The sequence below is a fragment of the Zeaxanthinibacter enoshimensis genome (assembly GCF_004362865.1).
GTDB lineage: Bacteria > Bacteroidota > Bacteroidia > Flavobacteriales > Flavobacteriaceae > Zeaxanthinibacter > Zeaxanthinibacter enoshimensis.
Map to the genome: position 1 here is coordinate 116,539 of NZ_SNYI01000001.1, position 12,311 is coordinate 128,849.

Annotated in this window: 11 protein-coding genes; 4 read left to right on the forward strand and 7 right to left on the reverse strand. The window is 48.7% G+C overall.

From position 1 onward, the window contains the following. Positions 1 to 31: 31 nt before the first annotated feature. Genes CLV82_RS00555 through CLV82_RS00565 form a run of 3 tightly spaced genes read left to right on the forward strand, consistent with a single transcriptional unit; the run spans position 32 to position 3,018 of the window. Positions 32 to 751 (forward strand): PepSY domain-containing protein, encoded by a 720-nt coding sequence (locus tag CLV82_RS00555; protein WP_133642365.1) that lies wholly within the window; start codon positions 32 to 34, stop codon positions 749 to 751. A 5-nt stretch (positions 752 to 756) separates the two neighbouring features. Continuing rightward, positions 757 to 1,242: a DUF305 domain-containing protein gene (locus CLV82_RS00560; protein WP_133642366.1), complete on the forward strand. Its 486-nt coding sequence runs from the start codon at positions 757 to 759 to the stop codon at positions 1,240 to 1,242. Positions 1,243 to 1,284: 42 nt separating this feature from the next. Continuing rightward, positions 1,285 to 3,018, forward strand: coding sequence for an efflux RND transporter periplasmic adaptor subunit (locus CLV82_RS00565; RefSeq protein WP_133642367.1), 1,734 nt, complete (start codon positions 1,285 to 1,287; stop codon positions 3,016 to 3,018). 9 nt (positions 3,019 to 3,027) lie between these two features. Here CLV82_RS00565 and CLV82_RS00570 read toward each other — a convergent pair whose 3' ends face one another. The 6 genes from CLV82_RS00570 to CLV82_RS00595 all read right to left on the reverse strand — a co-directional run bounded on the left by CLV82_RS00570 (position 3,028) and on the right by CLV82_RS00595 (position 9,472). Next, positions 3,028 to 4,098 (reverse strand): mandelate racemase/muconate lactonizing enzyme family protein, encoded by a 1,071-nt coding sequence (locus tag CLV82_RS00570; RefSeq protein WP_133642368.1) that lies wholly within the window; start codon positions 4,096 to 4,098, stop codon positions 3,028 to 3,030. Positions 4,099 to 4,102: 4 nt separating this feature from the next. Continuing rightward, positions 4,103 to 4,903, reverse strand: a complete 801-nt coding sequence (locus CLV82_RS00575) for a creatininase family protein (RefSeq protein ID WP_133642369.1) — start codon at positions 4,901 to 4,903, stop codon at positions 4,103 to 4,105. Further along, the gene (locus CLV82_RS00580; RefSeq protein WP_133642370.1) at positions 4,890 to 6,410 is read right to left on the reverse strand and encodes a hypothetical protein; all 1,521 of its coding nucleotides are present in this window, start codon (positions 6,408 to 6,410) and stop codon (positions 4,890 to 4,892) included. Before CLV82_RS00580 ends, CLV82_RS00575 begins: the two co-directional genes overlap by 14 nt. Then, positions 6,407 to 7,477 carry a DUF1611 domain-containing protein gene (locus CLV82_RS00585; RefSeq protein ID WP_133642371.1) on the reverse strand — a complete coding sequence of 357 codons (1,071 nt, stop codon included), beginning with the start codon at positions 7,475 to 7,477 and terminating at the stop codon, positions 6,407 to 6,409. The genes CLV82_RS00580 and CLV82_RS00585 overlap by 4 nt, the downstream gene beginning before the upstream one ends. A gap of 4 nt (positions 7,478 to 7,481) precedes the next feature. Further along, positions 7,482 to 8,543 carry a pyridoxal-phosphate dependent enzyme gene (locus CLV82_RS00590; RefSeq protein WP_133642372.1) on the reverse strand — a complete coding sequence of 354 codons (1,062 nt, stop codon included), beginning with the start codon at positions 8,541 to 8,543 and terminating at the stop codon, positions 7,482 to 7,484. 104 nt (positions 8,544 to 8,647) lie between these two features. Beyond that, entirely contained in the window at positions 8,648 to 9,472 is an 825-nt protein-coding gene (locus CLV82_RS00595; RefSeq protein WP_133642373.1) for a GIN domain-containing protein, read from the reverse strand. Positions 9,473 to 9,630: 158 nt separating this feature from the next. Here CLV82_RS00595 and CLV82_RS00600 point away from each other — a divergent pair, with 158 nt between their 5' ends. Next, the gene (locus tag CLV82_RS00600) at positions 9,631 to 10,353 is read left to right on the forward strand and encodes a DUF6503 family protein (protein WP_133642374.1); all 723 of its coding nucleotides are present in this window, start codon (positions 9,631 to 9,633) and stop codon (positions 10,351 to 10,353) included. Between the two features lie 97 nt (positions 10,354 to 10,450). Here CLV82_RS00600 and CLV82_RS00605 read toward each other — a convergent pair whose 3' ends face one another. Beyond that, positions 10,451 to 12,271, reverse strand: coding sequence for a cytochrome c oxidase subunit I (locus CLV82_RS00605; protein WP_133642375.1), 1,821 nt, complete (start codon positions 12,269 to 12,271; stop codon positions 10,451 to 10,453). Positions 12,272 to 12,311 lie beyond the last annotated feature (40 nt).

The window sequence follows — 12,311 nt, forward strand, 5'->3', positions numbered from 1 at the left end:
TAACCCAATCAACCAAACAAATTTATAACCAATGGTAAAACGCAAAACAGCGATCCGCATCCGAAAAACACACAGGTATCTCGGGATCTTCCTCGGGATACAGTTCCTGATGTGGACCATCAGCGGAATGTATTTCAGCTGGACAGATATTGACGAGATTCACGGGGATCACTTCCGCAGGGAAGAACCCCTGCCCAGGAATTTTTCCGGGCTGATGGCGGCATCCAACATGCCCGATGTTGATTCCATTAGCAGTCTAAGGCTCCTGAGTGTAGCGGGAGCTCCCCACTTCTGGATCAATAAATCTGAGCTGTATAATGCAAGGACAGGAGAAAAAAGGAACGGGATAACGGCAGAGGAAGCTTTGGTCATAGCAGACCGGTTCATGTCTCCCGAACTTGAAGTGTCCGAAATAAACCGGCTGGAATCAGTGGACGATCATCATGAATACAGGGGAAGACCTTTACCGGCCTACGAGATATCCTATCATTCGGATAACAACCTCAAGGCCTATGTGGCCGTGGCGAACGGAGAATTCCAGACAGTACGCCACCGCGACTGGAGGTGGTTCGATTTCCTGTGGATGACCCATACGATGGATTACCAGGGAAGGGATAACTTTAATACTATAGTCCTCAGAGCTTTCTCGCTGCTGGGACTGATCACGGTTTTCAGCGGTTTCCTTTTATGGTATACCAGTTCGCCCAGCATGCGGAAATGGAAGAAAAAATTTTTAACCAAAAAACCATAGTAGATATGAATAAACACGACAATAATTCCGGCTCAAACCGGCAATACATCAAATTTGGCCTGATGATGGCTGTATCCTTCGTGATTATGTACGCCGTAATGTTCCTGAATGCGGATGTTCTGGATCATGTTATGCTCAGCAATACCAGGACCTATATGACCATACTGATGATCGCTCCCATGGCCATCTCCATGATGTTGTTCATGTGGGGCATGTATAAGGACAAGAAACTCAATTATATCATCCTGGGTGTATCAGCCCTGGTGTTTGTAGCTACCTTATATGGGTTGCGGCAACAGGTATTTATTTCGGACGTACAGTGGATGAAGGCGATGATTCCCCATCATTCTTCCGCCATTATGGTGAGCCAGAAAGCAGACCTGAAGGATCCGGAAGCACGGAAACTGGCCAAGGAGATCATAGAGGCACAGGAAAGGGAAATCGCCCAGATGAAAAAAATGATCTATCGCCTGGAAAACAGCGACGAATAACAAAAGCAGCCATCAAAAGGTCTGCTTGATAAAATTTATATGATGAACAAAAAAGTAATTGTCATAGTTCTTGCCCTCGCAGCAGGACTGCTGCTAGGCTACCTGATCTTCGGCACTTCTGCTCGCCCGGGGGATAAGGGCCAGGCATCGGATATGCATGAGCACGACGGTACGGAGGAGAATGGAATGTGGACTTGTTCCATGCACCCCCAGATCCAAAGCCCGGAACCGGGGGACTGCCCTATCTGCGGTATGGATCTGATCCCTGCTGATTCCGGGGACGGAGCCAGCGGAGCAAATGGGTTCCGTATGACTGAGAACGCCATGGCCCTGGCTAACATCCGGACCAGCCAGGTTGGTACAGGGGCTGAGGGGGACGGAAATTCTATCCGGCTCTCAGGGAAGATCCGCAAGAACGAGGAGGCCAATGCTATCCAGGCCAGTTATTTTGATGGCCGGATCGAACAACTCAATGTCAATTATACCGGGCAGGAGGTACGGAAAGGACAATTACTCGCCACCATTTATTCCCCGGCCCTGGTTGCGGCCCAACAGGAGTTGCTTACTTCCCAGGACCTGAAAAGCTCACAACCGGAACTCTACCAGGCGGTGCGGAATAAATTAAAGAACTGGAAGCTCACCGAGAAGCAGATCAGTGAGATCGAAAGCAGTGGTACAGTACGGGAGGATTTCCCTGTCTATGCCACCGTTAATGGTACGGTTACAGAGATACTGGCTGCCGAAGGGGATTTCATCAAACAGGGACAGCCCATTGTCAAGGTCAGTAACCTGGATTCGGTCTGGGCAACCTTTGATGTGTATGAAGCCCAGATCGGGCAATTCAGCATAGGGCAGACTATTAAAATTACGGCAAGGGCCTACCCGGATAAAGAATTAGAGGGACGGATCACATTTATAGACCCGGTAATGGACAATATGTCCAGGACGCTCACAATACGCACCACCCTGCCTAATAAGGATGGCTTACTGAAACCCGGGATGTTCCTCACTGGGAGGGTAGCCACCGGGGCCTCAGGCAGTAAATCGGAGCAACTGCTGGTGCCGGCCACCGCGGTAATGTGGACCGGGGAACGCTCCGTGGTCTATGTGCAGTCAGAGGCTGGCCAACCTGTATTTGAAATGCGGGAGGTAACCCTTGGTAACCGGACCGGGGACCAATACGTCATCACCGAAGGACTCGAGCCGGGGGAATACGTAGTGACCAACGGCACATTTACGGTAGATGCTGCAGCCCAGCTACAGTCTAAGAGCAGTATGATGAATACGCCGGGGAACAGTAAAGGCGGCAGTGACATCAATACTATGCAAATGAAAATACCTGACACCTTCCGGGAGATCTTTATAAAAGCACTGCCGCATTATTTAGAGCTGAAAGATGCCCTGGTGGCAGGAGATGTACAGGAAGGCAGGAATGCAGCCCGTGAGACTTCGAATTCATTGAAAGAAGCCCTGCCAATATTACAAGGCATGGCCCGGGATCACCTGCTTAAAAGCCAGCAAATGCTGGAGGCTATTGCCGGGAACAGCAGCCTGGATAACCAGCGGGAACATTTTATCATCCTGAACGAAAACCTCATCCCCCTTATCACTAATACGAAGAACCTCCGGGAAAAAATATATGTTCAGAAGTGCCCCATGGCGAACAGCAACCAGGGTGCCCTTTGGATAAGCAGTGAAAAGGAGATCAGGAATCCTTATTACGGGGATGCCATGCTCAGTTGCGGGAGTGTCATTGATTCCGTGGGTGGGAAATAAGCATAGGGATCAAAAGGAATAAGCAGAAAGGTCTCCCAGTCCCGGGCTGTCACCAGGATAAAGTATGCCGCCTTCCAGTCGGAACAATCCTTTAAAAGGATCCCCGATGATATCCATGTGACCATCAAGGTCTGCATATTCGACGTTGGCCCTGCTAAGGGCAAAATGCAGGCCTGCAGCGATCCCAAGGCTGCATTCGTCTATACAACCCACCATGGCTTCCAAACCGGCAGCTTTGGCGACCGAATTGATGTGCAGTGCCTCCAGGATGCCTCCTACTTTCATGATCTTGATATTCACCATATCCACCCGTTCATTCTGGGCCAACCGGAAGGCATCGGCGAGGGTCTTAATACTCTCATCCGCCATAACCGGCAGGGTAACGTGACGGGTCACTTCTCCCAGGCTTTCCTCTCCCCCTACCCTGGTAGGTTGTTCAAAGATCTCTATCCCCACGCTGGCGGTCTGCCTGACAAAGGAAATAGCCTCTTCTACCGAATAGCCTTGGTTACCATCAAAGCGCAACAACACGTCCGGGAATGCTTCCCGGAGTCGGGTCATTTTTTCCACATCCTCTTCCAGGGATTTCCCCCCTTTAACTTTCAGCACAAAAAAACCTGCCTTGACCCATTCCCGGGCATGGGCAATGGTATCAGCCACCGGCAGTATCCCTATTGTCACACTGGTAGGTATACTCGTTTTGTATCCTCCCAGGAATTTATAGAGCGGCACGCCTGCTTTCCTCGACACCAGGTCAAATAAGGCCATATCCACCATGGCCAGGGTTGAAGACTTCCCGGGCAATTTCAATTTCAGATCCTCGACGATACGGGCATAAGTGAACGGGTCTTTCTGGTACAGGTAAGGAGTAATGGTCTCTTTTATGGCCTGTGCCACCTCTTCATCGGTTTCCCCGGTCACGAAACCATCAGGACAGGCACAGCCATAGCCGACAAGGCCCGAATCGGTCTCCAGTTTCAATACAAAATTAGTGGCACTGCTTACGGTTTCATAAGCAATGGTATATGGCTCAGATAACTTTAGGTCTAGCCGCTGGTAAGTCACTTTGGTGATCTTCATAGGCCTAGTACCTTTTCTGGTATAGATCTTCTAAGGGGGTGCTCTTGATTGATTCCACGAATTTTACCATGTTCCTGATCATCAGCTGCCACATTATCTCTCCCTTTTCTGCCGTAGCTTTGGTAGCATCACCCATGACCCCGCTTTGGGAAAGTTTATGGGTATGGGCATACCAACTGACTCCCTGCTCATTGTCGTAGTCAAGGAATTTACTGCCGAATTCAAGGGTCTGGTTTACGGCCTTAGACATGTCGACCATATCCGGTCTTACGGCCAGGGTGGTACTGGTCTCAATTTCCCCGGCATGGATATCGTTTGGCGTATCTATTAACCTGTACAGGTCCACATCGCTGGTTTCCCCTGTATCCACACACACGAAAATTTTTGCATCCCGGTTGATCATCTGGGCTGCGTAGGATAAAGTCGGGGCATTATCTCCATGCCCGTTCAGGATGATGATCTTCTTGATCCCGTTCTTGGCCAGTCCCATCCCGATATCATATACGAACCTGGAAAGTGCATCGTTGGTGACACTCAGGGTTCCTTTAAAGTCTTCGTGGTGGTACGATACCCCGAAAGGTATTGTAGGCAGCACCAGGGGTTTCGGGTCCTGGCAGGCTTCCGCAACCTTGTATGCCATGTACTTGGCATCAAAATAATCAATATCTACCGGCAGGTGAGGTCCGTGCTGTTCTATTGCACCACAGGGCAGGATAACCGTGTCCGTGGTTTTCAGGTAATCTTCTATTTCCGGCCAGGATTTGTGTTCCCACAAAAAGCTGGCTTTTTCATTAATGGGTGTCATGTTCTTTATTTAAAAAATAGGGAACCTCAAAAGGCTCATTTTCAAGAGCGAAGGTATGCCATTTCCGCTCCCGTAGTTGCACAGAACCCCCGGAATATTTACCGAGGATATCAAATAAGGGTCGCCTTACATATTTAGGCAGGTCCCGGAGGTTACTCCGTTCATTATCAAAACGTAATTTAACGATCTCCTGGTGTTCTTTCGCCAGCTTGCTGGTGTGTTCATTCTTCGGAATGAGTTCTTTTTCCAGGAGCAGGTGGTATAGATGCGCCGCATCACTGCCGATCTGTTTCACACTTCTGCTCGCCAGGGCCTGTAAGCCGCGTTCTATTTGTTCCTCAGTATAACCGCAGCGCCCGGGATCTTCATCAAGGGCTTTTAGCATGCCCACGATTCGACGGCATTTTTCGCAGTTCCCACACGGCAGCATTACGCCCAGGTGCTCGTGGGCTGCATGGCAGGAAACCTGGCGGCGTTGCAGCTCCGGGTAGCGTTTCACCAGGATCTTCAGGATCAGCAGCTCGGACAGGCTCCTCAGTATGGAGAATTGGTGTATATCCCATTGTTTTTTCCGGTAATACCGCGTCAGGGCATTGTCAAAATACTTACTCTGGTCATACAGCCCATGGTAATGGGTAATACCCTCGTGGTTTCCTTTGACCGTGGTGTCGTACTCGTTCCCGATAAGGATATTGCCGATGTTGCGTTTCCGGACCACGGGTAGTACTCCGAAGAGGAAGACCGCTACGGTCCATAAGCGGATAGGGTAAATATCGGCACGGATATTCTGGAAATTTTCCTTGATAAACGGCATCTGCCGTACCATCCAATTGAAGATCCGGTCGCTGTTACACCATGGTTTCACGGTATTGGGTTCTATCTCCTTAAAATATTTATGTGCATTAACAGCTGTGTACCAGTGGCGACCTGATTCGTTGATGTATACCGGGTGGGCTTCCCCCAGTTCTTTCACGATTCCGTAGGTGAGCAAGCTGTCTTTACCCCCGCTGCTTAAGATGGCATATTGATCCTTATCAGTACTGTATTCTTTCTTTTCGACCTTCATCCCCCTGTGACCCGTATTGACAAAGCGGATCTCCGAGGCTGTGTAGTGCTCCATCTTTTCCGGCCGAAGCTGGTCAAAAGGTGGCTTCAGGAATTCATTCTTTGAAAAGAACTTGTTGACGAGGATCTCTCGGGAAGTGTTCTCCATCATATCCCGGAGAAACCGCTGGTCCGTATCATCAAAAAGTCCGTCAAACTCGATTTTTTCAAAGAACAAACCGTAATTCAAAGCTACCTGGGCCACCATCATGGAGGCCAGGTTGACGTCCTCCGGGGCTTTGGGATCAAAATACCGATTGTCGTAAGAATAGATCAGTTCACTGCTTTGCGATGTCCCGTCCTTACGCAATACGGTATAGGTGGCTTTCACCCGTTTGGGTTCTACCTGCAGTTGGTGAACTTTAAGGGTATCCAGGACCACTAAGGAGCGTATGTTGCTCATGGCAGGTATTTTTTCAGTAATTCAACGAGTTCCCCTGCCCCGTATTCCAGCACATCGAAGGCCGGGATACCTGTCTCGTTGGTAATAGCTTCACAAGCGGGAAGAATCTCATCTTTCTCCATTAATTCGTGGTTGACGGTTATGGCGATGACTTTCTTTCCTGAGATCACTTCGATGGCATTGATCTGTTCTTCCAGGGAGTGAAGTTTATAACCAGGGAATCCATCGTATTCTTCTCTTTTAGGGGCGTGCTGCAGGATGACATAATCCGGCCTGCCTGCTGCCAGGATCTCGAAGCCCCCGGGATAGGCGGGGTTCATAAGGCTCCCCTGCCCTTCGATGACGACTACATCCGGTTTTTCATTTTCCCACGCACTGACCACGGCATGCTCAATTTCCCCGGAAACAAAGTCGTTGATACAACTGTCCATGACCATGCTGTACTTGGCGCCCTGCATCCATGCTGTTTGCCCGGTACCTATCATCTCTGCCTTTAAGCCAGCATCCCTGAGGCCATGGACCAGGATCCAGGATGTGGTTCTCTTCCCCAGTGCAGAATCCGTTCCCAGGACCGCCAGTTTAAGACAATCCACTTTCTCTATATCCCCGGTAAAGAAATGGAGTTGGTCCCGGTCCGGGGTCTTACGGACGTCCCGGATGCGGACACCCTTTTCTTTAGCCAGTGCGGTCAGTTCAGGATCATTGGTGAGAAAATCATGCAGTCCGCTGTCTACGTTCCAACCCAGTTCCAAAGCCCTCTTTATCGTTGTCTTTGCTATTTTCGGAAGCCGGCCACCATCAGGGGCCAGGCCTATTACAAGGCTTTGCGGAAGGTTATCGGTGCCCAGTTTTTCAATAGCCTCTGACAGGTCTTTAAATACCGGTATCCCGTTCGGCCTGCCATCGAGTATCTCGCCTGCATCCCCGCCCGCATATTTTTCATCCAGCACCCCAACAACTTCGTATCGTTCTGTAAACCGGACAAGTCCGTGTGCTGTCTTTCCGTTGGGGGTATTAAAGGCTCCTTCACAATAAACCAGTGCCTTTCCGTCTATGGTTCTCTTCATCTTATTAGTGTTTTGCCGTCAGGACTGCAACATACCTGTCGGGTTCAAAATTTTGTGTCTCATTCATTTCCAGCAACGCGATCAACCCCGCAGTCGAGGCCGGTAAGATCCGCATTCCCTCCTTTTTCAGGAGGAAGGTGCTCATCTCCTTCATTTTCTTATCGCTGATATTAAATGCACTTCCTCCTGACTGGCGGATGGCATACAGGGCTTCCTCCCCGTCAAAACTATGCCAGTTGACCAGGGGTTCGTTGTACTTGGTTTCCTTAATACTTTCCGGGTTCAGGTCTTTGCAATAATCCAGCCCCGAGCGAAAGGAGGATACAATAGGATTCTTCCTGGTCGAGGAAGCGGCGATCATCTTTGGAATACGGGAGGTCTTTCCCCTTTTGTATAGACTGACGAATCCCCTGTATATCCCTGCCAGCAGGGTGCCGTTAGAGACCGGGCAAGCGCAGTATTTGGGGGCATCCCCCAGGTCTTCGACCAGTTCAAAGGCCATCTGTGAGTATGCCGTGATCTGCAGGGGGGTATTGACCCCGCCGGGATTGGCATCGTACCATTGGTGCTGCTGGGCCAGCAGTGTACTCTGCCGTACCACATCCTCGTAGCTGCCTTTCATCTGTACAATATCAGCACCCAATGCTTCCATTTCCTCGAATCGCTCCGTATTGTAGGAATCCGGGATATAGATACGGCAGCCCAGGCCCGCCAGGTTTGCGGCAAGGGCCACAGCCACCCCGTAGTTTCCGCAGGTGGCCAGGGATACAGTGTCAAATTCCCGCCTCAGGGCATCGTACACCTGTGCGAAAGCGATCCGGTCTTTCTGGGTCCCGGTAGGATTATCCCCTTCGTACTTAATATATAATTGCCGGATATTGAATTCCCGTTCCAGGTTTTTGGCTCGGTTCAGCCCGGTATCCCCTACCTCGAGGTTAATGATATCTTCGTAGCATTCCAGCCGGTCGATTAGGCTTTTACTGGTATCCCTGACAAAGACACTCAGTTTCCTGGCTTCCCCGGAGACCTTATTTTCCGCTGTTTTTACGCCGTCTTTTAAATTCATATAATCATGGTAAATCTGAATATGAAATTACCTTTTTTCTTTATGTTGAAGTTAGAAATTTTGAGTGCGATCAGACATTTTATTCCCGTATTCCCGGGACAGGATCAGTTTCCCCGTTTGGTGAGTACTGATGAATCCCGGAAGGCACTGATAGAGATCACGGGAGACCCGTAGAGATAGGTTTTGGAAGAACCGCTGGAATCCAATTCAAAATCGCTGGAGACATTGATCTCTGCAGAAGGTGAGCCTGATAGTACGGCCCTCGCCACGCCGGCTTCCATTTTCTCCGCTTTAAGATCTGCGTTGTCCCGTAGGTTAGCCTGCAGGATCCCGGTACGGCCTTCCAGCCTGGCACGGGAATTCTCAGCCATGTCCAGGGCTATGGTTTCCCCGTTGGTATACAACTTAAGGTCGGCCTTATCCTTGGCATACAGTTGGAGTGAATCGGAATCAATATTGAATTCCCCGGAACTATTTCCCTTCAGGTTAAGCTGTACCAACGATGCCCTTGCATCTATTTTCATTTTAGCGGATCCCTTTAACTGGAGCTCCACCAGGTCCGAGGCAACCACATCCTTGGAGGAGATATAACCATCCTCTGCACTGATGCTGTTCAGGCCATTGAATTTTACTATGATCTCCAGTTTCTTTTTTGACCTCACCTTGTAAAAGGACGTTATTACGAGGGTACTGTCTTCTACACGGAATTTAAAGATATCGACCAGGTTATCATCTGCCCGGATCACATAGCCAGGCTCAGAGGCTTTTTCGAGGGTAATTTCAATATCGTCTGCAAGAACCAGCCTGCTGAAGGGCAAAAGACTTTCACGAACTTCTATCACTTCCCTGCTGCCTTTGATCTTTGGCTTACGTTGCCCGTATACCGCGGCAACCGAAAATATCATGACCACTAATAAAAACTTTCTCACACTGAATAATTTTAGGCTTCCGGAACTCCCGGGAGTTACCCTCTAATATATCATAAATAAGCGATATATGTATGCACCCCGCTGATTGTGGTTTGCTGCTTATTTGCTTTATATTAGCCTGACACGTATTACTAACAGCGATATAAATAGTATCAACTATGATCAAACACCTCTTGACGGCAGTATTACTGCTCAGTGCATCAACCATGATGTCCCAGACCATTACCGCAACCGAGTTGCTGGATAAGGCCATTGCCTACCACGATCCTGATGGGGCATGGAGCAGCCTGCAGGAAAAACTTGTCATTAAGCTGAGTTATCCCGATGGCCGGGAAAGACTGAGCGAGGTTAAGATCGATATTCCCGGGCAATATTTCAGTTTAACTTCGCAGAGTGACGATGTTACCATTGAACAGACCTTGAATAAAGGGACGTGCACGTTAAAACTCAATGGCAGCACGGATATCTCCGCGGAGGATAAAGCAAAGCATCGTATCAGCTGTGAAAGGGCAGAAAGCATGAAGAATTATTACCTGTACCTGTATGGTCTCCCGATGAAATTAAAGGATAAGGGAACGCAGTTGAGCCCGGTAGTAGAGACAAAGACCTTTAAAGGAAAGCAATACAAGGTATTGAAAGTAACCTATGATGAAACGGTAGGAAAAGATACCTGGTACTTTTATTTTGACCCGTCTACTTACGCTATGGAGGTCTACCAGTTCTATCACGATGAAAGCAAGAATGACGGGGAGTATATACTGCTGAGCGGGATAGAGGAAGTCTCCACCATGAAGATTCCCAAGGTACGGGAATGGTATTATAACAAAGATGACAAATTCCTGGGCACAGATACCCTGATAAGATCCGAGCCTTTGAAATAACCGCTTTTCGCCAGAAGAATACCTTTGAAGCCTGTCATCAGGAAAGCAAAAAGCCCGTCTGTGATGACGGGCTTTTTTATATTCTGCAGGAGGAGCATCAGTGCTGAAGCTCTTCTTCATTTTCCTGTAAAGGAATATGCTGTGGTACATAATCCTGTCCGGGGATGATGTAATCTCCGTTATCCCAGGTCTTACTGTAATCGTAAGCCCAACGGTGAACCTCCGGGATCTCGCCTTCCCAGTTTCCGTGGAAATGCTTCACAGGAGCAGTCCATTCCAGTGTATTGGACTTCCATGGGTTTTGTTCTGCGGGTCTTCCGTAGAAGATACTGTGAACAAAGTTGTAAGCAAATACCAGCTGGGCAGCACCTGCGATCAGGGCAAATACAGTCATCAGTACCTGTACATCGGTAAGTTCATCGAACATTGGAAAAGCAGTGTTCTCGTAGTAACGTCTCGGCACCCCGGCCATTCCCACAAAGTGCATTGGGAAGAATACCCCGTAGGCACATACAGCGGTCACCCAGAAATGGACGTATCCTAAGTTCTTGTTCATCATCTTCCCGAACATCTTAGGGAACCAGTGGTAAACACCGGCAAACAACCCGTAGAGCGCAGAGATTCCCATTACCAGGTGGAAGTGAGCCACTACAAAGTAAGTATCGTGAACGTTGATGTCCAGGGTACTGTCTCCAAGGATGATCCCGGTAAGACCTCCTGTAATAAAGGTTGAAACCAGCCCGATAGAGAACAACATAGCAGGGTTCAATTGCAGGTTCCCTTTCCAGAGGGTTGTGATATAGTTAAATGCCTTAACCGCTGAAGGGATAGCGATCAGTAATGTTGTAAATGTAAATACAGATCCAAGGAATGGGTTCATCCCTGAAATGAACATATGGTGACCCCATACGATGGTAGACAGGAATGCAATAGCCAGGATAGAGGCAACCATGGCCCGGTATCCGAAGATCGGCTTACGTGCGTTGGTAGACATTACCTCGGAAGTGATTCCTAATGCAGGAAGTAATACGATATATACTTCCGGGTGTCCTAAGAACCAGAATAAGTGTTCAAAGAGTACAGGAGATCCACCCTGGTAGTGCAACACCTCGCCCTGGATAAAGATATCCGACAGGAAGAAAGATGTTCCAAAACTACGGTCCATGATCAGCAGCAGGGCTGCAGATAAAAGAACAGGGAAAGAAATCACCCCGATGATAGCAGTTACGAAGAAGGCCCAGATCGTTAAAGGTAAACGGGTCATGGACATTCCCTTGGTCCGCAGGTTGATAACGGTTACGATATAGTTCAATGATCCCATCAGGGAAGAAGCGATAAAGACAGCCATAGAGACCAACCATAAGGTCATCCCAAGTCCTGAACCGGGTTGAGCCATTGGCAATGCACTAAGCGGAGGGTAGATCGTCCATCCGGCCGCTGCAGGTCCTGCTTCGATAAAGATGGAGGAGACCATAATGACACTGGAAATAAAGAACAACCAGTAAGAGATCATGTTCAGGAAGCCGGAGGCCATATCCCTGGCACCGATCTGAAGCGGAATAAGGAGGTTACTGAAGGTACCACTCAGACCTGCTGTCAGTACAAAGAATACCATGATAGTACCGTGAATGGTAACTAATGCAAGGTAGATATCAGCATCCATTACACCATCCGGAGCCCAGTCTCCCAGGAACCATTCGAATAATAAAAAGGATTCTCCCGGGAATGCAAGTTGCATCCGGAAAAGTAAGGACATCCCGATACCGATGAATCCCATGATCAGACCTGTGATCAGGTACTGCTTGGCAATCATCTTGTGATCCTGGCTGAAGATGTACTTCGTAATGAAGGTCTCCTTGTGATGATGCCCGTGATCATGTGCATGATCCTCAGTATGCTCTTGAACTATTGCTGACATAATCAGATAATTTGTAAAATTTATAATTCTCTTTTAAATA

Coding starts and splice junctions, on each gene's coding strand:
- CLV82_RS00555 (WP_133642365.1), top strand. CDS start 32: ATGGTAAAACGCAAAACAGCGATCCGCATCCGAAAAACACACAGGTAT.
- CLV82_RS00560 (WP_133642366.1), top strand. CDS start 757: ATGAATAAACACGACAATAATTCCGGCTCAAACCGGCAATACATCAAA.
- CLV82_RS00565 (WP_133642367.1), top strand. CDS start 1,285: ATGAACAAAAAAGTAATTGTCATAGTTCTTGCCCTCGCAGCAGGACTG.
- CLV82_RS00570 (WP_133642368.1), bottom strand. CDS start 4,098: ATGAAGATCACCAAAGTGACTTACCAGCGGCTAGACCTAAAGTTATCT.
- CLV82_RS00575 (WP_133642369.1), bottom strand. CDS start 4,903: ATGACACCCATTAATGAAAAAGCCAGCTTTTTGTGGGAACACAAATCC.
- CLV82_RS00580 (WP_133642370.1), bottom strand. CDS start 6,410: ATGAGCAACATACGCTCCTTAGTGGTCCTGGATACCCTTAAAGTTCAC.
- CLV82_RS00585 (WP_133642371.1), bottom strand. CDS start 7,477: ATGAAGAGAACCATAGACGGAAAGGCACTGGTTTATTGTGAAGGAGCC.
- CLV82_RS00590 (WP_133642372.1), bottom strand. CDS start 8,543: ATGAATTTAAAAGACGGCGTAAAAACAGCGGAAAATAAGGTCTCCGGG.
- CLV82_RS00600 (WP_133642374.1), top strand. CDS start 9,631: ATGATCAAACACCTCTTGACGGCAGTATTACTGCTCAGTGCATCAACC.
- CLV82_RS00605 (WP_133642375.1), bottom strand. CDS start 12,271: ATGTCAGCAATAGTTCAAGAGCATACTGAGGATCATGCACATGATCAC.